19 protein-coding genes are annotated in these 19,516 nt (G+C 70.4%); 6 read left to right on the forward strand and 13 right to left on the reverse strand.

Features of this window, described 5'->3' with window-relative positions; translation table 11 throughout:
• Window positions 1–54 precede the first annotated feature (54 nt).
• The 11 genes from GPZ80_RS04925 to GPZ80_RS04975 all read right to left on the reverse strand — a co-directional run bounded on the left by GPZ80_RS04925 (window position 55) and on the right by GPZ80_RS04975 (window position 12,290).
• Window positions 55–981: a proline dehydrogenase family protein gene (locus GPZ80_RS04925; RefSeq protein ID WP_187218543.1), complete on the reverse strand. Its 927-nt coding sequence runs from the start codon at window positions 979–981 to the stop codon at window positions 55–57.
• Between the two features lie 126 nt (window positions 982–1,107).
• Complete coding sequence (locus tag GPZ80_RS04930; RefSeq protein WP_312880117.1) at window positions 1,108–1,914, reverse strand: sugar phosphate isomerase/epimerase family protein; 807 nt, start codon at window positions 1,912–1,914, stop codon at window positions 1,108–1,110.
• Window positions 1,911–3,530 carry an Rv0497 family membrane protein gene (locus GPZ80_RS04935; RefSeq protein ID WP_187218544.1) on the reverse strand — a complete coding sequence of 540 codons (1,620 nt, stop codon included), beginning with the start codon at window positions 3,528–3,530 and terminating at the stop codon, window positions 1,911–1,913. The genes GPZ80_RS04930 and GPZ80_RS04935 overlap by 4 nt, the downstream gene beginning before the upstream one ends.
• 87 nt (window positions 3,531–3,617) lie before the next feature.
• On the reverse strand, window positions 3,618–4,571 hold the full coding sequence (locus tag GPZ80_RS04940) for a Ppx/GppA family phosphatase (RefSeq protein WP_187218545.1): 954 nt from the start codon (window positions 4,569–4,571) through the stop codon (window positions 3,618–3,620).
• Window positions 4,572–4,594: 23 nt separating this feature from the next.
• Window positions 4,595–5,284, reverse strand: a complete 690-nt coding sequence (locus GPZ80_RS04945) for a response regulator (RefSeq protein WP_091375785.1) — start codon at window positions 5,282–5,284, stop codon at window positions 4,595–4,597.
• Window positions 5,281–6,525: a sensor histidine kinase gene (locus tag GPZ80_RS04950; protein WP_312880118.1), complete on the reverse strand. Its 1,245-nt coding sequence runs from the start codon at window positions 6,523–6,525 to the stop codon at window positions 5,281–5,283. The genes GPZ80_RS04945 and GPZ80_RS04950 overlap by 4 nt, the downstream gene beginning before the upstream one ends.
• 280 nt (window positions 6,526–6,805) lie before the next feature.
• A complete protein-coding gene (locus tag GPZ80_RS04955) occupies window positions 6,806–7,546 on the reverse strand; it encodes a phosphoglyceromutase (protein WP_187218546.1) in 741 nt (246 codons plus the stop codon).
• Between the two features lie 488 nt (window positions 7,547–8,034).
• A complete protein-coding gene (locus tag GPZ80_RS04960) occupies window positions 8,035–8,967 on the reverse strand; it encodes a DUF4349 domain-containing protein (protein WP_187218547.1) in 933 nt (310 codons plus the stop codon).
• A 69-nt stretch (window positions 8,968–9,036) separates the two neighbouring features.
• A complete protein-coding gene (locus GPZ80_RS04965; RefSeq protein WP_187218548.1) occupies window positions 9,037–9,558 on the reverse strand; it encodes a type III secretion system chaperone family protein in 522 nt (173 codons plus the stop codon).
• Window positions 9,559–9,619: 61 nt separating this feature from the next.
• Window positions 9,620–10,912, reverse strand: a complete 1,293-nt coding sequence (mshA, locus tag GPZ80_RS04970) for a D-inositol-3-phosphate glycosyltransferase (RefSeq protein ID WP_187218549.1) — start codon at window positions 10,910–10,912, stop codon at window positions 9,620–9,622.
• A gap of 214 nt (window positions 10,913–11,126) precedes the next feature.
• Window positions 11,127–12,290 (reverse strand): L,D-transpeptidase, encoded by a 1,164-nt coding sequence (locus GPZ80_RS04975; RefSeq protein ID WP_376771634.1) that lies wholly within the window; start codon window positions 12,288–12,290, stop codon window positions 11,127–11,129.
• 118 nt (window positions 12,291–12,408) lie between these two features.
• Here GPZ80_RS04975 and GPZ80_RS04980 point away from each other — a divergent pair, with 118 nt between their 5' ends.
• Entirely contained in the window at window positions 12,409–13,140 is a 732-nt protein-coding gene (locus GPZ80_RS04980; RefSeq protein WP_187218551.1) for an SDR family NAD(P)-dependent oxidoreductase, read from the forward strand.
• Here the strand turns inward: GPZ80_RS04980 and GPZ80_RS04985 are convergent.
• A complete protein-coding gene (locus tag GPZ80_RS04985; protein ID WP_312880119.1) occupies window positions 13,137–14,228 on the reverse strand; it encodes a UDP-N-acetylmuramate dehydrogenase in 1,092 nt (363 codons plus the stop codon). The genes GPZ80_RS04980 and GPZ80_RS04985 overlap by 4 nt on opposite strands.
• A gap of 25 nt (window positions 14,229–14,253) precedes the next feature.
• Here GPZ80_RS04985 and GPZ80_RS04990 point away from each other — a divergent pair, with 25 nt between their 5' ends.
• The 4 genes from GPZ80_RS04990 (at window position 14,254) to GPZ80_RS05005 (ending at window position 17,208) form a co-directional block, all read left to right on the forward strand.
• On the forward strand, window positions 14,254–14,751 hold the full coding sequence (locus GPZ80_RS04990) for a DUF2505 domain-containing protein (RefSeq protein ID WP_187218553.1): 498 nt from the start codon (window positions 14,254–14,256) through the stop codon (window positions 14,749–14,751).
• 3 nt (window positions 14,752–14,754) lie between these two features.
• A complete protein-coding gene (locus GPZ80_RS04995) occupies window positions 14,755–15,567 on the forward strand; it encodes a class I SAM-dependent methyltransferase (RefSeq protein WP_187218554.1) in 813 nt (270 codons plus the stop codon).
• Between the two features lie 52 nt (window positions 15,568–15,619).
• A complete protein-coding gene (locus GPZ80_RS05000) occupies window positions 15,620–16,375 on the forward strand; it encodes a MerR family transcriptional regulator (protein ID WP_187218555.1) in 756 nt (251 codons plus the stop codon).
• A 161-nt stretch (window positions 16,376–16,536) separates the two neighbouring features.
• Window positions 16,537–17,208, forward strand: a complete 672-nt coding sequence (locus GPZ80_RS05005; protein WP_187218556.1) for a maleylpyruvate isomerase N-terminal domain-containing protein — start codon at window positions 16,537–16,539, stop codon at window positions 17,206–17,208.
• Window positions 17,209–17,723: 515 nt separating this feature from the next.
• Here the strand turns inward: GPZ80_RS05005 and GPZ80_RS05010 are convergent.
• Entirely contained in the window at window positions 17,724–18,467 is a 744-nt protein-coding gene (locus GPZ80_RS05010; protein WP_187218557.1) for a tyrosine-protein phosphatase, read from the reverse strand.
• 166 nt (window positions 18,468–18,633) lie between these two features.
• Between GPZ80_RS05010 and purU the strand changes: the two genes are divergently transcribed.
• A complete protein-coding gene (gene purU / locus GPZ80_RS05015; RefSeq protein WP_187218558.1) occupies window positions 18,634–19,509 on the forward strand; it encodes a formyltetrahydrofolate deformylase in 876 nt (291 codons plus the stop codon).
• Window positions 19,510–19,516: the final 7 nt, after the last annotated feature.

Raw genomic sequence — 19,516 nt, forward strand, 5'->3', positions numbered from 1 at the left:
AGCCTGCCACGCCGAGCTACCGGATCCCGCGCGGCTCCGCGGGATGAGCGTCACTCATTTCTTGCTCATGAGCGCACGGAGGAAGAACACCGTGTTCGCGGGACGCTCGGCCATCCTCCGCATGAGGTAGCCGTACCACTGGCCGCCATAGGGGACGTACACCCGCACGGTGTGGCCCTGCTGGGCCAGCCGCAGCTGCTCGTCGGGACGGATACCGAACAGCATCTGGAACTCGAACTCGCCGGGTTTGCGGCCGTGGTGGTCCGCGCGCTCACCGATGATCCGCACCAGGCGCGGGTCGTGGGTGGCGAACATGGGGTAGCCGGTTCCCGCGAGCAGCGCGTTGGCGCAGCGCACGTAGCTGCGGTCGACCTCGCCAATCTCGTCGAACGCGACGGTGTCGGGCTCCTTGTATGCGCCCTTGCACAGCCGTACCCGCGAACCGTCGCCGGAGAGTCGGACCGCGTCGTCGAGGGTGCGGTGCAGGTAGGACTGCAGGACCGCGCCGACCCACGGCCACGTCGTGCGCAACTCGGCGAGGATGCGCAGCGTCGAGTCGGTGGTGGTGTGGTCCTCCATGTCGAGGGTCACCGTCGTGCCCGCGTCCTCGGCCGCGCGGCAGATGCGCGAGGCGTTGGTGAGGGCGAGTTCCTCGTCGAGGAGCTGGCCGACGGCGGAGAGCTTGACGCTGACCTCGGCGCGGCCGGACAGGCCCTCGGCCTTGAGGCGGTCGAGGAGCTCCAGGTACGCCTGGACGGTCTGCTCGGCCAGGGCCGCGTCCGTGGTGTCCTCGCCCAGGTAGTCGAGGGTGACGGCGAGACCGGACTCGACCAGGCGCCGGGTCACGGCGACAGCCTCCTCGGTGGTCTCACCGGCCACGAAGCGGCGGACCACGTCCCGACTCACGGGCGCGGTCGCGATGACACGGCGAATGGTGTCGTTGCCGGCGGCGGCCAGGATCAACGAGCGCAACGGGTTCACGCGCACAATGTACGACGCGGCTCGCCGGGGGCGAACAAGGCATCCGGTCGTCCTACGTTTGACCTCCGATTCGGGCGCCCGCGGCTGCTCTTCCGGCAGCAGAGCGGTCGCCGGACCGGTGTCGGGCTATCGGCCGTTCGGAGAGATCAAGTGCAGTCGGGCGAACAGCAACGCTTCCGCCAGGTCCTTGGCCCGTTCTGCCGGACCCCGCGCCCTGCGGGTTGAGACCTCCAGGACCACCTGGCCCTTGAAGCCGTTCGCGGCGAGGGATTCGCAGAGTTCGGCGCAGGGTTGGTCTCCCCGGCCGGGGACCATGTGCTCGTCCTTCGACAGTCCTGAGCCGTCGGCCAGGTGCACGTGGGTCAGGCCTTCGCCCATTCTTTCGGCGAGTTTCATCGCGTCCATGTGCGCGGCGGACGTGTGGGACAGGTCCAGGGTGTAGTTGCGGTGACCCACGTCGGTCGGGTCGATCGACGGGCGGAACGCCGTCATCTCCATCGACCTGGTGCCCAGCCCCCGACGGACCGGGAACATGTTCTCCACCGCGATCGCCACCCCGGTTCGCTCTTCCAACGAGGCGACCAGGTCGGGGAAGGCGTCGGCGTAGCGGCGTTGCCAGCGGAACGGGGGGTGCACGACCACCGTGCGCGCGTCCAGGTCCTGTGCGGCCTCGACGGACCGGCGCAGGCGGACCTCCGGGTCCGGTGACCAGACGCGCTGGGTGATGAGGAGGCAGGGGGCGTGCACGGCCATGATCGGGACTCCGATCCTGGCCGACCGGCGGCGCAGGCCGGGGACGTCCTGGCTCATCGGGTCGGCCCAGACCATGACCTCGACGCCGTCGTAGCCGAGTTCGTCGGCCAGTTTGAACGCGGTCGCCGCTGTCTGCGGCCACACGGAAGCCGTCGACAGCCCGACGGGGATCGCGGTCACCGACCGAGGAGCAACAACACCGCGGGCGAGACCGTGACCACCAACCCGACCAGCACGGCGAGCACGGTGGTCTGCAGGTCCTCCGCCTTGCGGATCTTGCGGACGATGAGCACCAGGCCGACGATCACGGCCAGGGCGGCGGCCAGCGCGGCGGCGGGCAGGAAGCCCCACAGCCAGTTGAACGCCAGCCAGACCGCGGCGCCGCCGACCACGCCGAGGGCGAGTTGGCCCGCCATGATCGCCCACTCGCGACCGGGGTTGGCGTCCTCGTCGACCTCGTCATCGTCGTCGATGTCGTCGCTGTCGCGGGGGTCCGGGTCGAAGTCCTCGTCGAAGTCACGGTCGTCGAAGTCGTCGAACTCGCGGGCGGTCCCCCCGCGGGCGGGGTCGCGGACCGGGTCGCGGTCGAAGTCCTCGTCGAGGTCGTCGTGCGCCTGGTACTCGTTGAACCGGACCGCCGCCCGGTCATCGAACGACTCGACTTCCTCGAGGAACTCCGGTCGCGGGCCGCGCGGGTCGATGGCCGTCTCGGAGGCGTCGCCGGGGAATTCGCGGCCACCCCGGTTGGGCGCGGGCGGGAAGGTCGGCAGCGGCCGTGCCTCACCGCCGGGCAGCGGCGGCTTCGGCAACTGCTGCGACGGCTGCGGCAGCTGTTGGGAGAGTTGCGGCTTGGGCAGCTGCTGCGACGGCTGCGGCAACTGCTGCGGCAACTGCTGCGGCAGCGGCTGCGACGGCTGCGGTTTGTGGATCGGCTGCGAGGGCTGCGGCTTCGCGGGCGACTGCGACGGATTGGGCAGCTGCTGCGACGGCTGCGGCATCCGCTGACCGGGCTGCGGCTGCTCGGGACGCTGCCCGCGGCGCGGGAGCAGCGGGAGGCGGTTGGGCCCACCCGCCAGGCCCGCGGGCGGCTCGCTCGGGTCGGGACCGTCGTCGGTGACCCGCGGGATCTGCTCGGTGTGGCCCTCGGCGGGCGTCGGGCGCGAGACCGGACGCGGCGGGCGCGCCGGGTCGTGGCGCACCGCTTCGGGCCGGGGGATCTCCGGGCGCACCGGCTCCGACCGGGTCGGCTCGTGGCGTACCGCGTCGGGCCGGGCGGGTTCCGACCGCGGCGGCTCCGAGCGGGCGGGCTCGGGCCGTGGCGGTTCCGGGTGGACCGGCTCGGGTCGGCGGAGACCAGGGCGGACCGGCTCGGACCGCGGCGGCTCCTGCCGGGGCGGGTCGTGCCGCGCTGGGTCATGGCGCTGCGGCTCGTGCCTCGGTGGGTCATGACGCTGCGGATCATGGCGTGGCGGCTCACCCAGGGGCGGGCGGCCCAGCAGCTCCGGTGGTGGCGTCGGCGCGGGCTGGCGACGCTGCGGCGCGGGCTTGGGCGAGTGCGTGGTGCGGCCCTGCCGGTGCGACACCCGCTCCGGCGGCGTCTGGTCCTCGGTGATCGGCAGCATCTTCCCGCTGTCGGACATCACCCGCTCGATGATCGCCTGCGGCGCCGTGTCCGAGCCGTCCTCGGGCTTGCGGCGCCGTCGCCTGGGTGCGCTTTCGCCCGAGGTGCCGCCGTATTTGGCCAGCAACTCGGCAACGGTGCGCTGGGTGCGCTCCGACCCGCCTTCTTGACTCATCCACTCCACCGTGCCCCGTGCTGGCCGATCCGTCCAGTGCCGGCACGCTCCGCGGAGGCTTCCCGGGCGGGAAGTCCCCGACTTCTCTCAGTCCGAGGAGACAGTGTGGTCCCCACCGTTCGTCTGGTCCAGCCGCCGGAGGATCACGCCTTCGCGCAGGGCCCAGGGCCCGATCTCCAGTTCCGACAGTGATAACGCTCGCATAGTGGCCTGCGCCACTAACGCACCGGCCACCAACTGGTGCGCCCGACTCGGGCTGACGCCCTCCAACTCCGCGAGATCACCCGCGGACATGCGGGAGATGAACGCGATCAGCTGGCGCAGCCCGGCCTCGGTGAGCGTGCGCCGCACCCGCGGTCCCGCCGAGGACGGCGCCGCACCGGTCAGCCGGGCCAGGGTGCGGAATGTCTTCGAGGTCGCGACCACCCGATCGGGCTGGCCGAACTTCGCGACACGCCGGGCAACGGGGGCCAACTGCTCGGCGAGCCACTCCGTCGCCGATTCGATCTCACCGCGCTGCGGCGGGTCGCTGGTGAACCGGGTCCGGGTGAGCCTGCCCGCGCCGAGCGGGAGCGACCACGCGAAATCCGGGTCCTCGTCGATGCCCGCGGCGATCTCCAGCGAGCCGCCGCCGATGTCGAGGACGAGCAGGTTCCCCGCCGACCAGCCGTACCAGCGGCGGGCGGCGAGGAACGTGTAGCGGGCCTCGTCCTCGCCGGAGAGGACCTGCAGTTCGACCCCGGTTTCCTTGGCCACCCGCCTGAGGACCTCGGCCGAGTTGCCCGCCTCGCGGACCGCCGATGTGGCGAAGGCCATCATCTCGGCGCAGCCCAGCCGGACTGACGACTCCTTGGCCGAGGCGACGGTGCGGACGAGTTCGTCCGCACCGGCCTTGGACAGCGTGCCGGAGCGCGTGATCCGCTCCGCGAGCCGCAGCACGGTCTTCTCCGACCGTGCCGGGGTCGGGTGGGCGCCCCGGTGGGCGTCCACCACGAGCAGATGGACCGTGTTCGATCCGACGTCCAATACCCCTAGGCGCACCCGGGGAACGCTACCCGCTCAGGTCAGGACTCGAACTTGTAGCCGAGCCCGCGCACGGTCACCAGGTGTCGCGGCGAGGCCGGATCCGGCTCGATCTTGGAGCGAAGCCGCTTGACGTGGACGTCGAGGGTCTTGGTGTCGCCGACGTAGTCCGCGCCCCACACCCGGTCGATCAGCTGGCCGCGGGTCAGCACCCGGCCGACGTTGCGGAGCAGGTACTCGAGGAGGTCGAACTCCTTGAGCGGCAGCGGGATCTCCTCACCGTCCACAGTGACCACGTGCCGTTCGACGTCCATTCGGACCGGTCCGGCCGCGAGCACCTGCGGGAGCAGCTCACCGTCGCCACCGGCCTCGCCGCCGCGGCGCAGGACGGCCCGGACGCGGGCGATCAGCTCGCGGGCGGAGTACGGCTTGGTGACGTAGTCGTCGGCGCCGAGTTCGAGCCCGACGACCTTGTCGATCTCGCTGTCGCGGGCGGTCACCATGATCACCGGGACGGCCGAGCGCTGGCGGAGTGCCTTGCACACGTCGGTGCCGCTCATCCCGGGGAGCATGAGGTCGAGCAGCACGATGTCGGCGCCGTTGCGGTCGAACTCCTCGAGCGCCTGCTGCCCGGTGGCGGCCACCGCGGCGGTGAACCCCTCCTTCCGGAGCAGGAAGGCAAGCGGGTCGGCGAAGGACTCCTCGTCCTCGACGATCAGCACTCTCGTCATGCCATTCCTCCGTGATCGGTACCGGCGCCGTCGGACTTCGACGGAGCGGCGGACGCGGCCAGCGACGCGACCGCGGTGCGGCCCGCCCTGGTCTTCTCCGCGCCGTTCAGGGTGTCCGCCCCGGCGGTGGCCGGGGCGTCCAGGTGCGCGGGGATGCGCAGGGTGAACGTGGAGCCGAGACCGGGCTTGCTCCACAGCTTGACCTCGCCGCCGTGGTTGGCGGCGACGTGTTTGACGATGGCCAGGCCCAGGCCGGTGCCGCCGGTGGCCCGCGAGCGCGCCTTGTCGACGCGGTAGAACCGCTCGAACACGCGCTGCTGCTCCTCTTCGGCGATGCCGATGCCGCGGTCGGTCACCGCGACCTCGATGAACCCGTCGACCAGCGAGCGGCTCACCGAGACCGGGTTGCCCGGCGGCGAGTAGGCGAGCGCGTTCTCCAGCAGGTTCGACAGGGCGGTGACCAGCAGCGTCCGGTCGCCCTCGACGAGCAGGCCGCTGTCGGCGTCGGTGGTGACGTCGATGCCGGTGGACTCCATGACCAGCCGGGCGCGGCCGAGGGCCTCGCGGACGACCGCGTCGACGTCGACGGTGTTCATGTCGGGCAGCCGCTCGGCGCCCTGCAGTCGCGACAGCGCGATCAGCTCGGTCACCAGGGTCCCGAGGCGGTTGCCCTCGTGGAGGATCTTGGTGGTGAAGCGGCGGACCTCGACCGGGTCCTCGGCGGCGTCGAGCACGGCCTCGGCCAGCAGCGCCATCGCGCCGACCGGGGTCTTGAGCTCGTGGCTGACGTTGGCGACGAAGTCGCGCCGGGTCGCTTCGAGCCGCACGGCGTCGGACTGGTCGTCGGCGTCGACGACGGTGTAGCCCTCGCCGAGGGGCCGGACCTCGCCGAGCACGGCCTCCGGGGTCCGTCCGCCGCGCGACTCCAGCGGCGAGAGGTCGATCTCCACCGGGTCACCGGTCTCCAGGACCAGCTCGGAGGCTTTGCGGGCACGCTCGTCGACCTGGCGGTTGCGGACTAAACCGAGTTCCGCGGCGCGCGGGTTGTAGATCACCACGTCGCCGAAGTGGTTGAGGATGACGACCCCGGAGTGCGACGAGTGCACCCAGCGCTGGACGAGATCCGAAACGGTCGGTCCGGCAGGCCTGCGGGTCGGGTCCCCGTGCCGGGCGCGCCCGACCAGGTATCCGACGAACAGACCGACGAGCACTCCACACGACAGTGCGATCCACGCGGCCACAGGAGGATCGTAAGCAGGTGGGGAGGGGTTTGGACCAGCCCGACAAGCCGTTCAGTGACAGTGCTGACACCTTCCGGCCCCCTTGTTCGCGCCCCAGCCAACCCCGGTTCACCCATTCGTGTCCTACCCACCAGTAACCCCTGGTCACTCGCGAGTCCAACGTTCAAAACAACGAGTCCAACGTTCAGCACATCGACTTCGACGTTCACGACGCGCGAACGGCGAGTTGGGATGTTCTGAACGTTGGACTCGTTGTTTTGAACGTTGGACTCGCGAGGGGTTAGCGGCCTTGGTTGGCGACCTTGGCGATGGCTACGGCGGCGGCCTCAGGGTCGAGGTAGAGGCCGCCGGGGGTGGTGGGGGCGGCGGACTCGTCGAGGTCGTAGCGCAGGGGGATGCCGGTCGGGATGTTGAGGCCTGCGATGTCGGCGTCGGAGATGCCGTCGAGGTGCTTGACCAGCGCGCGCAGCGAATTGCCGTGTGCGGCGACCAGCACGTTCTTGCCCGACTTGAGGTCGGGGACGATCTCGTTCTCCCAGTAGGGCACGACCCGGGCGACGACGTCCTTGAGGCACTCGGTCAGCGGCGCCTCGATGCCCGCGTAGCGCGGGTCGCCGTCCTGGCTGAACTCGCTGCCCTTCTCGATGGGCGGCGGCGGGGTGTCGTAGGAGCGGCGCCAGAGCATGAACTGCTCCTCGCCGAACTCCTCGAGGGTCTGCTTCTTGTTCTTGCCCTGAAGGGCGCCGTAGTGGCGTTCGTTGAGCCGCCAGTCGCGCTTGACCGGGATCCAGTGCCGGTCGGCCGCGTCGAGGGCCAGGTTCGCCGTCGAGATCGCGCGCCGCTGCAGCGAGGTGTGCACGATGTCGGGCAGCAGGTTCGCCTCACGCAGGAGGTGACCACCGCGGGCGGCCTCGGCGACGCCCTTCTCCGAGAGCTCCACGTCGACCCAGCCGGTGAACAGGTTCTGCGCGTTCCAGACGCTCTCGCCGTGCCGGATGAGCACCAAGGTTCCAATTGCCATGCGGTGAGCCTGCCAGATCCGAAGGCCGCCGCGGCCGTGAAGGACGTCTCCCCGCCCGCGAAGGGGCGTGGGCCAGGTGACCGCCGGCGATGGGCCAGATGATGTAACCGAAACCACACTGAAGCTGGACTATGCCCCGTTCGGAGTAATCCGTGGCGCGGAGCGGGTCAACCGGCGACCGATAGTCGCGAAAGCATGAGATTCCGTGACAAAACTGTTACTTACTGACAGCTATTTCCACGATCGGCGTACTACGTGGCCTTGTGTCGGTTGCCGGCGTCTGCCAAGTTGACTCAAGCCACATCGGGTCTGCTCCCACGCACTCCCTGACCCGATGTGGCCGACGTGCGGCTCGACTCCCCTGCCGAGCCGCACCCCCGCGCTGGGTGTCCGTGGCCTCCCCCGCCACGTGACCGGAGCGGGTCTTGGTCGCGGGGCGGTCCAGATATGCGACTCCCCCCTCGCTGAATCGCCCCGCGACCACTCAATCAGGACTCCTGAGCCACCGGCTGCGGCGCGGGCTGTGCCGGTCGCGCCGACCGCCGACGATGGCGCCACACCAGGTAGGCGGGCACGCCGAGCACCACGGCGAACGGCAACACCTGGGCGATCGCCCGGACGACGAACGACGTGGTGTCGACGAACGCCTTCCAGCCGCCCGCGAGCGCGCCGAGCAATGTGTCGTCGTCGGCCGGGGGCGGGGGTGCGCTGTCACGGGACAGCCGCAGGGTCACCGTGGACATGGCCACGCTGCCCGCGAGCCGCTCCCGGCGCTTGAGCAGCGACTCCAGGTCGGCCTCGCGGCGGGTCACCTCGGATTCGAGCTGGACGACCTCGGAGATCTGCTGGGCCCGGCCCAGCAGCGCCCGCACCCGCTCCAGGCTGGCCCGCTGGGTCTGGATGCGGCTCTCGACGTCGACGATCTGCTCGGTGACGTCCTGCGCGGACTGGCTGCGCGACTCCTCCTTGCCCAATTCGGGCGCGGAGAGCTTGCGCAGCGTCTCGTCGAGTTTGTCGCTTGGGACGTAGAGGGTCATCGTGGCACTTCGGTCGCCAACCTCCGCCTGACCGGTGTAGCCGCCAGTCCCCACCACGATCTGGCGGGCCTGCTCGGCGCTGTCGCGCACATTGGGCGTGACCAGGACGATCGTGGCCGTGCGGACGAGCTTGCGGTCGACGCCGGGCTGCCCCACCTGCGCGGCTTGCTCCCGCTTCTCGCCGGGCGCCGCCTTGTCCGCCCCACCCGAGGTGCTGTAGCCGGTGGCCGCCTCCGGGGCCATGGCGGGGTTCTCGCCGCGCATGTCGGCGGGCGCGGCGGCGCTGCCCGACTCCGAGGCGGACGAGCCGCAGGCGGTCAGCCCGCCGGTCGCGGCGAGGGCGAGCAACAGTCCTGCTAATCGTCTCTGCTTGGTCGAACGCATTCGGTGCCTCCCAGTTCCGTCGTCCTCATCAGACGTCGGCGGAGGCTCCTTACGTTGCCGAAATGCTGGTCACGACTCGGTTTCGGTCAGACCCGGCCGATCTTCGCGCTCGGGCCGCACCAGGTGCTCGAACGCTTTGAGGTTCGCCAGCGACTCGCCGCGGGAGACCCGCCAGTCCCATTCCCGCCGGATGGAGGTGGCGAAGCCGATCTCCAGGATCGGGTTGAAGTCGCCGTCGGCGGCTTCGAGGACCTGACCGAGCAGGCGGTCGAGCTCGTCGGCGGTGATCGAGCTCAGCGCGACCCGGCCGATCAGGTAGATGTCGCCGACCTTGTCGACGGTGTAGGAGACGCCGTAGAGCTTGGCGTTGCGGCGCAGCAGGTAGCGGTAGACGTCCTCGTGCGCCTCGTCCGGGCGGCGGCACACGAAGGCCTCCACCACGAGGCCGTGGTTGCCGACGATCAGCCACGTGTTGGTCTGCTGCTTCTTGATCCCCGGCAGGGTGACCAGGAAGCGACCCGGCGCGGGGTGGTCATACGCCAGTTCGCGCTCGTCGAGGGTCTTCTGGATCAGGGTGTCCAGATCGCTCATTGCGCCACCTCACAGGTTCGGTGGCTCCACTCGCGTGACATTGGTTCGCTCGCAAGCTCGCTCACACGGCCACCTCAGCACGCGCGAGCGAGTAGCGCAGCGCGTGGTCGGCGTCCGCGTAGGCCGCGATGAGGGCGTCGGTCGTGCGGTCCCAGGAGAAGCGGTGGGCGTGTTGGACGGCGCCGGTGCCGAGTTCGGCGCGCAGGCGGGGGCTCTGGGCCAGCCTGCCGAGGGTGTCCGCCCAGTCGTCGGTGGCGTGACCGGCGACGAGCAGGCCGGAGAAGCCATCGGCCACCGCGACCGGGAGGCCGCCGACGGCCGCGGCGACGACCGGCGTGCCGCAGGCCTGCGCCTCCAGGGCGACCAGGCCGAAGCTCTCGTTGTGGCTGGGCACGGCCACGGTGTCGGCGGCGCGGTAGACGTCCGCGAGCGCCTCGCCCGACTGCGGCGGGAGGAACCGGACGACGTCGGTGATGTCGAGTGCGACGGCCAGGTCCTGCAGCGCGGCGGGCTGCTCCAGCCCGGTGCCCGATGGGCCGCCCGCGACCAGCACGACCAGGCGCTCGCGGGCTATCTCCCCGCGCGCGAGCAGCGCGGCGACCGCGCGCAGCAGTACGTCGGGGGCTTTGAGCGGCTGGATGCGGCCGACGAAGGCGAACACGATCGCGTCCGGGGCGATGCCCAGCCGCCGCCGGGCGGCGTGCCTGCCGCCGGGCCGGAAGCGTTCGAGGTCGACGCCGGGGGCGATGATGTCGACCTTCTCCGGGTCGGCGTCGTAGAGCGAGACCAGCTGCGCGGCCTCGACGTCGGTGTTGGCGATGAGCCGGTCGGCCTCGTCGACGATCTGCTGCTCGCCGATCACCCGCTGCCGTGGCTCAGGGGTGTCACCCGCGGCGAGGGCGGCGTTCTTGACCTTGGCCAGGGTGTGCGCCGTGTGCACCAGCGGCACGCCCCAGCGCTTGCGGGTCAGCCAGCCGACCTGGCCGGAGAGCCAGTAGTGGGAGTGGACGAGGTCGTAGTAGCCGGGTTCATGGCGGGCCTCGGCGCGCAGCACGCCCGCGGTGAACCCGCACAGCTCGGCGGGCAACTCGGCGCGGTCGAGGCCTTCGAACGGCCCCGCGGAGACATGGCGCACGAGGACGCCCGGCGCCAGCTCGGCGACCGGGGGCAGGCCGGAGGACGTGGACCGGGTGAAGACCTCGACGGCGATACCGCGCTGGGCCATGCGGGTGGCGGTCTCGGTGATGTAGACGTTCATGCCGCCCGCGTCGCCCGTGCCGGGCTGTTCGAGCGGCGACGTGTGCACCGACAGCACCGCGACGCGGCGCGGCTTGCGCAGCTGAGTGGGAGTCACCCCGGTTCACCCCTTCCGGTCCGCCGCATGGCTGGCGGAGGACGCGGTTCCTCGTCGACGCGTTCGGCGAAGGGCGGAGACCCACCCGGGAGATCCAACGCGGGAACGACCCCGGAATCTTCCCGAGTGCGGTCCTCCACACTCATGGGTGAGCCATGTCACACCGACCGACCGTTCCTCGGCCGCGTTGCTCGGTGGCCCGCCATCCCAACGGTCATTCCAGGGCGGACATCTTCTGCCACTGGCTCCACGGGATCAGCCAGTCGTAGACATCCGACGTCGTGGGCATGTTCGCCTGGGAGCCGGTGACCTCCACCGGGTCGCCGATGATCGCGCTGTCGAAGTACGCCTTGGCGTCGGCCTCGAACAGGTTCACGCAGCCGTGCGAGGAGTTGACCTTGCCGATGTTGGCCCGGTTCTCCTCGTTCTCGTGGATGAACTCGCCGTGGTTGGAGAACCGCACGGCCCACTTCTTCTTGACGTTGGTGTAGCCGTACCGCGGGTTGGAGAAGTCGCCGATCGGGTCCTTCTGCATGACGATCATGGTGCCGTTGGGCGTGTTCAGGTTCGGGTCGGCGTCCTTGCCGTTGCTCGCCGGGTAACTCGCGAAGAGCTTGCCGTCGCGGTAGACGTTCATCTTGTGGTCGGGGGTGTGGATCTTCACGACCTGGTTGCGCCCGATGGTGAACTTCGACGACAGGTCGGCCTTGCCGTACGCGCCGCCGCCGTAGGCCAGCCCGTAGAGCTTCGCGGTGACCGTGACCTTCGTGCCCGCGGGCCAGTACTCCTTGGGCCGCCAGTCGACCTGCTGGTCGTGCAGCCACGCCCACGAGCCCTCGACCGGCTGCGACGTCTCGACCTTGAGCGCCTTCTCGACGGCGGCCTTGTCGGTCACCTTGCCCTCGGGGAACTTGATGCTGATCGGCATCGCGACACCGACCGTGGCGTTGTCCCCCGGGTTGACCGTGGCCCGCGGGGTCTTGGCGGGCTTGAGGGTGGTGAAGGCGCCCTTGAGCTCGACCTTCTTGCCGTCGGCCCCGGTGGCGGATGCCTCGTAGGTGTACTTCTTGGCGTAGCCGAGCACCTCGGTGGACTTCCAGGTGAGCTTGTCCGGCGCGGTCTCGCCCTTGATGGCCTTGCCCGCGTCGTTCTTCACCTCGACCGAGTCGATGGTGCCCTCGGTGACCGACACGGTGACCGGCTCGGTGGGCGCGACATCCTTCGCGTCGGCGGCGGGACTCGCGACGAGCTTCGCCTTCGGCGGCGCGTCGTCGGCGGTGGGACCGCCGCCACCAGGGGACTCGGACGTGCATCCGGCAAGCAGGGCCAAGGCCAGGAACAAAGTTCCCAGAACCACTGCCGTCCGACTGCGTCTCACCGTGTGCCTCCTGTGTCGAGTCTGGTCCCCATCGATGAGGACGCGCCAGCCGCCGCCGGGTGGGGCCGCTGTGACCGTGCTCATACATGGTTGTCGGCGGGTGGGGAAAGATTGGGCCGTGAACAACGCAATCGCGGTAGTGACCGGCGCCAGCGCGGGGATCGGCGCGGCCACCGCCCGCCACCTCGCGGCCGCCGGGTTCGACGTCGTTCTGGGCGCCCGGCGCCTTGACCTGCTCGAGAAGGTCGCCGCCGAGATCAGCGGACAGGCGATCGAACTGGACGTGACCGATCCCGCGTCGATTGAGTCTTTCTGTTCCCGTGTTCCAGCGTGCCACGTCCTGGTGAACAACGCAGGTGGCGCCCGCGGGCTCGACCGCGTCCTGGACGCCGACGAGGACCGCTGGCAGTGGATGTGGGATGCCAACGTCATGGGCACGCTGCGGATGACCAAGGCCCTGCTGCCCAAGCTGGTCGCGTCCGGCAATGGGCACGTGGTCACCGTGACGTCCATCGCGGCGACCGAGATCTACGACGGCGGCTCCGGGTACACCGCGGCCAAGCACGCCCAGTCCGCGCTGCACCGGACCCTGCGCGGCGAGCACCTCGGGCAGCCCGTGCGGTTCACCGAAGTGCTGCCCGGGATGGTGGAGACGGATTTCTCGGCCAACCGGTTCGACGGCGACCAGGAGCGCGCGGAGAAGGTCTACGAGGGCATCGAGCCGCTCACCGCCGACGACGTCGCCGAGGTGATCACGTTCGCGGTGACCCGGTCACCGCACGTGAACCTGGACCAGATCGTCATGAAGCCGCGCGCCCAGGCCTCAGCGACCCGAGCCCACCGGGTCTAGAGCGAGCAGTTCACCAACACGGGCTCGGGGTGCAGGTCGACGCCGAAGGCCGCGCGGACGCCATCGCGGACCTCCGTGGCCAGCGCCAGCAGGTCCGCCGTCGTCGCGGTGCCGCGGTTGGTCAGCGCCAGGGTGTGCTTGGCGGAGAGGGCGACCCGGCCACCGGGGCCCTGATGGCCCTTGGCGAACCCCGCGCGCTCGATCAGCCAGGCCGCCGACAGCTTCGACGCGCCCGGCCCCGCCGGGTACTTCGGCACCGACACGTCCGGGCCGACCCGTTCGACGATGCGGGCCATGACGCCCTCGATGTCGGCGTCGGCGACGATCGGGTTGGTGAAGAACGAGCCCGCGCTCCACGTGTCGTGGTCGAGCGGGTCGAGGACCATTCCCTTGCCGAGCCGCAGGTTCAGCACTGCCTCGCGCGCGGCGGCCACCGGGACCCGCTCGTCCTGGCGGACACCGAGGGCGCGGGCCAGTTCGGTGTAGCGGATCGGCGCGGACATTCCGTCGTCGACCAGTTCGAAGCGGGCCCGCAGCACGACGGCGCGGTCGGTGCCCTTGAGGATGCTGGTGCGGTAGCCGAGGCCGAGTTCGGACACGTCGAGCGTGCGCACCTCGGTCGTCTCGCGGTCGAGCAGGTCGACCGAGACCAGGACCTGGGCGATCTCGACGCCGTACGCGCCGACGTTCTGCACCGGGGTCGCGCCGACGAAGCCGGGGATGCCGGAGAGGCACTCCAGGCCGCCGAGCCCGGCCTCGACCGTGCCCGCGACCACGGTGTCCCAGTCCTCGCCAGCCTCGACGGTCAGCTGGACCCGGCCGGGCGAGGTGCAGTCGATCTTGCTGCCGCGGTTGGCCACCCGCACGACGGTGCCGTCGAAGCCCTCGTCGGCGATCACCAGGTTCGATCCGCCGCCGAGAACCAGCAGCGGGGTGCCCGCGCCGTCGGCCGCCCGGACCGCGTCGACCACCTCGGCGGCGGTCGCGGCGGCCACGAAATCGGCGGCCGGACCACCGAGGCGCAGGGTGGTGTAGCCGCTGAGCGGAACGTCCGTCCGGACGCCGGCACCGAGTGGGAGGCTGGTCACGGGACCCAACGGTAACCTCCTGGCCATGGCAAGCCGCATCGAGCACCGCGCCGCGTTCACCCGACGGGCCTCCGAGATCCATGCCGCCCTGGTCGACCGGGCGTTTCTCGACGCGCGGCTGCGCGAACTCGGCGGCAAGGACGCCACGCTGCTGGCCTACTCGGCCGACGGCGACACCGTGACCTTCAAGCTGCGCCAGGGCGTCGAAGCCCAGCGCCTGCCCTCGATCGCGCGCACGGTGATCAAAGGTGACCTGATCGTCGAGCGCACCGAGTCGTGGCGGTCCGACGGCGCGGCGTTCGCGGGCACGACCTCGGCAGACGTCTCCGCGGTTCCCGGCGACATCAAGGGTGTCTTCCGGCTCGTGGACACCGCAGGCGGCAGCGAGTGGTCGACCCGCGGCGAGGTGAAGGTCAGCATCCCGTTCATCGGCGGCAAGATCGAGTCCGTGATCGCCGAGCAGGTCACCCGGCTGCTCGCCGCCGAGGCCGAGTTCGCCGCGAAGTGGCTCGCCGGTAAGTAGCTCGTGGCCCGAACCCCCCGCCTGGCCGCGGGTCGCGCCCGAGCCCTGGGCAGCCCGACGCGCGGCACGACCAACCCGAACCGGCTGCGCCGCGTCGACCGGTGGATGGTCGGATCTCCCGAGATACGTGCGGCGCTGCTGGCCGCGGCGGACCCGCTCGTCGTCGACCTCGGCTACGGCGCGACGCCGATCACCACGGTCGAGATGGCGGCCAGGCTGCGCACGGTGCGTCCCGAAGTGCGGGTCCTCGGTCTGGAGATCGACCCCGAGCGGGTGGCCGCCGCCCTGCCGGTCGCCGACCCGCCCCGGCTGCAGTTCCGGCGTGGCGGCTTCGAACTGGCGGGCGCCCGGCCGGTGCTGCTGCGCACGTTCAACGTGCTGCGGCAGTACACAGAGGAGGAGTCCGCGGCGTCATGGGCGAGGATGCGCTCGCGGCTCGCGCCCGGCGGCCTGCTGGTCGAGGGCACGTGCGACGAGATCGGCCGCCGGTGCTGCTGGGTCACGCTCGACGCTTCCGGGCCGCGGACCTTCACCCTCTCGTGCCTGCCGTCGGGCATCGAGCAGCCGTCAGACCTGGCGGAGCGGCTGCCGAAGGCCCTGATCCACCGCAACGTGCCGGGCGAGCGGGTGCATGACCTGCTGGCCGCGCTGGACGGCTGCTGGGCCACCGCGGCGTCGTTCGCCCCGTTCGGCCCGCGGGCGCGGTGGGTGGAGACCATCCGGGCGTTCGCCGCGGCGGGGTGGCCGGTGCTGGACACGCGAAGGCGCTGGCGGCTCGGCGAAGTCACCGTCGAGTGGTCCGCCGTCGCGCCTTGACATTGACGTTGCGTCAACTTCTACCGTGGTCCTCGACAGAGAGGGAGGCGGGATGAGCTGGTCGATCGCCCAGGTGGCGCGGATGTCGAAGGTGACGTCGCGGACGCTGCGGCACTACGACGACATCGGGCTGCTGCCGCCGGAGTCGGTGGGCCACAACGGTTACCGCTACTACGGGCCCGAGCAGCTGCTGCGCCTGCAGCAGATCCTGGTCCTGCGCGAGTTGGGCCTGGGTCTCGACGCGATCGCCGAGATCGTCGACAACGGCCGCGACAAGGTGGAGGCGCTGCGCCTGCACCACCGCTGGCTGCTCGCCGAGCGCGACCGGTTCGACCGGCTGGCCGAGACCGTCTCCCGGACGATCAGGGATGTGGAAGGAGGAAACAAGATGACGACCGCTGAGCACTGGTTCGAGGGTTTCGACTCTCCTCGGCAGGCGGCGTTGCAACAGGAGGCCCGCGAGCGGTGGGGAGCGTCCCACGTGGACGCCGCGACCGAGCGGGTCAAGGGCAAGGGTGAGGACTGGTGGCGTGGCCAGGGGCAGACCTGGGTGGCGTCGCTGGAGGCACTCGTCGCGCACCTCGACGCGGGGCGGGAACCGGCGGATCCGCTGGTGCAGGAGACGATCCACGGCCACCACGAGTGGCTGAAGAACTTCTGGACCCCGAACCGCGAGTCCTACACGGGCCTGGGTGACGTGTACGCCGACGACCCGCGATTCCGTGCGAAGTTCGACGAGACCGACCCGCGCCTCGCGGAATTCCTGCGCGCGGCGATGGCCGAGTACGCCCGCACCAGGCTCGACTAGGTCCTGCCTGTGAATCCGGTGCGCGAGATTCCTGATCCGGGTGGTTCCTGGCGCGCAGGCGTGAAGCCGCTCGTACCGGGTTGCGCTTGGGCTTCGCACCGGACTTAAAGGTCACGGCGGGGGAGCTGCAGATCCCCTGCCGCGCGCTCTAAGGTCGGACCGTGGACTTCGCCAAGGCAGTCGACCAGATCCGCCTCCACTCCGCCGCCCTGCGCGCGGCGGCCATCGACGCGGGACCGGAAGCGGCGGTGCCGACCTGTCCGGAGTGGACTGTCCACCAGTTGGTGTCCCATGTGGCCCGAGCCCAGTCCTGGCCCAGCGAGGAGTCCCCGGGCCGCCCGGCGCCGCGGGACTGGGACGAACTGCTGGCGTGGTGGAACCCGGACTCGTTCTGCGACACCCTGCTCGCCGCCGCCGCACTGTGGCCGCACACGACTCTGATGTGGTGGGCACGAAGGTCGGCCCACGAAGCCGCCATCCACCGCCTCGACGCTGAGCATGCCCGCGGCCTGGCGGTGCCCACCCTGCTCTTCGACCCCGACTTCGCCGCCGACGGCATCGACGAACTGCTGTCCCTGATCGCCGCGCGCCGCTGCACCGTGGCCGCCCCCGCCGAGGTCCTGCTGCACGCGGCGGACGCGGGCCGGGTGTGGAACCTGCGGCTGGCACCTGGTCAGGGCGTGGAGGTAGGCGCCGACGAGTGCCCCGCGATCGACTTCGACGCCGCCGTCGTCGGCACCGCCGACGCGGTGTACCGAGCCCTGTGGCGCAGGCCGAGCACCGCGATCATCACGGGTGACCAGCTGCTGCTGAACCAGCTCAGGTCCCCTTAGCTGAGGGACCGCCGCGTCGATGCGAACCTGATCTCAGCCCCAACAACCACACGCGACGGGGCCGATCCGACGGCCGGTTCGGCAACGGCCAAGTACCTGAAGCGCAAGCAGCCCGGAGAACAGCCTGTTCAGGTGGCTCACCCACCCCCGCACACTCCTACAGAACCGAACGGCCTATCCGGCAACCCGCCAACCTCCACTCCCGACGCGTCGACCGGCAGCCCCTCCGATGGTGGCGGAGATCCAAAGTCGAGCACTTCGACCATACGGCGGATAGCAGAGCAGGGGACTCATAATCCGGTGTCATCGGCCGAACTCGACCGGTGGTCCCGACACCCGGCCTCGCTGGTGGGTGCCGCACGTTATGCCTGGCGTTCAGGGTTTGCCAGCGGTCCGGCGTTTGCCAGCGGCGGTCCGGGGTTCACCGGCGGTCCGAGGTTCACCGGCGGGCCTGGATTCCTCCTCGGACCCAAGCGATTCGACAGGCCGGCGGGTGAGGTTCGAGTGGGCGGGTGTCAGGTGGTTTCGGCTTCCTCCAAGAGGTTGGCTTCGAGTGCGGCGATCAACGCAGGGTCGGCTGCCAGGTGCTTCATGGCGTACTCCTGGACGGAGCCGTGGCGGACGGCCAAGTCCGCCAGGAAGAGGGTCATGGCCTGCGCGGGCGCCCGGCCGTAGGCGGGCCAGGTGAGGGCCTTGTCCGGGTTGGACTCCTTCCAGTCGGCTACCAGGCGGTCGGTTGCCAGGTCCGTGAGTGCGAAGTCGGCGACGATGTCGGGTTCGTTGACGCCCAGTAGGGCGAGGACGAGGGCTGCCAGCAAGCCCGTCCGGTCCTTTCCGGAGGCGCAGTGGATCACTGTGGGGGCTGGGCTCGGTGCTGCCAGCAGGGCCAGGGCCTGCCGTAATTCAGCGGTGCCGTCCTCGGCTACCTCGGCGAAGCGGTCGGCCAGGTAGGGGCCGGGGTCGACAGTCGGCGGCAGCGAGGGCTGGCCGTAGGGGCGGTGTTCGATGCTGAGGTTGTGGTACTCCAGACCCGGGAAGTCCGGCACTCGGCCGGCTCGCTCGATCTCCCACGGGTAGCGGAGATCGATGACTGTGCGGACACCGAGTTCGGCGAAGCGGTCCCAGTCCGGCGCGGCGAGTTTGGACAGTGAGTCCGAGCGGTAGAGCCGTCCCCAGCGGACTGTGCGGCCGTCGGCGGTGGCGTAGCCGCCCAAGTCGCGGAAGTTGTGCAGGTGGGTGAATTCGATGTGTCTCCTCACGGCTCGACTGTATGAGCGATCTTGGCGAGGGGGTGGCAGGCGGCTTCGTGGTGGACGACGGGTCGGGAGGGTGATTCATGTTCTTGCTGGTCACGGGCATGGGTGGTGGTGTGAGCCGCCTCCCACCGGAGCGCGGACGTCATGGGCCGCCTGACAGAATCGGGGGGTGCCGTCGAACGAACGTCGCTATGTGATCAAGCTTGGGTGCCCGGACCGGACCGGGATCGTGGCGCGGATCGCGTCGTTCTTGACCGAGGCGGGTGGGTGGATCGTCGAGGCGGACTACCACTCCGATCCCGACACCAACTGGTTCTTCACCCGCCAGGAGGTCCGGGCGGACTCGCTGCCCTTCGGGGTGGAGGAGTTGCGGGCCAGGTTCGCCGAGGTCGCCCGGCAACTGAGCCCCCTGTCGGACTGGAGCATCATCGACACCGGGGTCAGGCGGCGCGTGGTGATCCTGGTGTCGAAGGAAGGCCACTGCCTCTACGACCTGCTCGGCCGCGTGCACGGCGGCGAACTCGACGTCGACGTTCGGGGGGTCATCGGCAACCACACCGACCTCGCCGACATCACCCGGGCACACGGGATCCCGTTCCACCACGTGCCCTTTCCGCCGGGCGACCCCGAGGGCAAGGCGGCGGCTTTCGCCCAGCTGAGCCAACTGGTCGACGCCGCCGACCCGGACGCGATCGTGTTGGCGCGGTTCATGCAGGTCTTGCCCGCCGAGTTGTGCGCACGCTGGGCGGGGCGCGCGCTGAACATCCATCACAGCTTCCTTCCGTCGTTCGTCGGTGCGCGCCCGTACCACCAGGCGCACAAGCGCGGGGTGAAGCTCATCGGAGCGACGTGCCACTACGTCACCGCCGAACTCGATGCCGGGCCGATCATCGAGCAGAACGTGATCCGGGTCGACCACGGCGATTCCGTGGCCGACATGGTGCGAAAGGGACGGGACATCGAGAAGGTCGTGCTCGCAGGCGGGCTTCGGGCCCACCTGCAAGGGCGGATTCTGGTGCACGGCAACAAAACCGTCGTCTTCTGACCTGACA

Origin of the sequence: Actinokineospora xionganensis, from assembly GCF_014323725.1 — a bacterium.
GTDB lineage: Bacteria > Actinomycetota > Actinomycetes > Mycobacteriales > Pseudonocardiaceae > Actinokineospora > Actinokineospora xionganensis.

Bases quoted from the DNA above. Each gene is read 5' to 3' on its own strand.
- GPZ80_RS04945 (WP_091375785.1), bottom strand. From the start codon at position 5,284: ATGACGAGAGTGCTGATCGTCGAGGACGAGGAGTCCTTCGCCGACCCG.
- GPZ80_RS04960 (WP_187218547.1), bottom strand. From the start codon at position 8,967: ATGCGTTCGACCAAGCAGAGACGATTAGCAGGACTGTTGCTCGCCCTC.
- GPZ80_RS04955 (WP_187218546.1), bottom strand. From the start codon at position 7,546: ATGGCAATTGGAACCTTGGTGCTCATCCGGCACGGCGAGAGCGTCTGG.
- GPZ80_RS04935 (WP_187218544.1), bottom strand. From the start codon at position 3,530: ATGAGTCAAGAAGGCGGGTCGGAGCGCACCCAGCGCACCGTTGCCGAG.
- GPZ80_RS04990 (WP_187218553.1), top strand. From the start codon at position 14,254: ATGGCAAGCCGCATCGAGCACCGCGCCGCGTTCACCCGACGGGCCTCC.
- GPZ80_RS05000 (WP_187218555.1), top strand. From the start codon at position 15,620: ATGAGCTGGTCGATCGCCCAGGTGGCGCGGATGTCGAAGGTGACGTCG.
- GPZ80_RS04965 (WP_187218548.1), bottom strand. From the start codon at position 9,558: ATGAGCGATCTGGACACCCTGATCCAGAAGACCCTCGACGAGCGCGAA.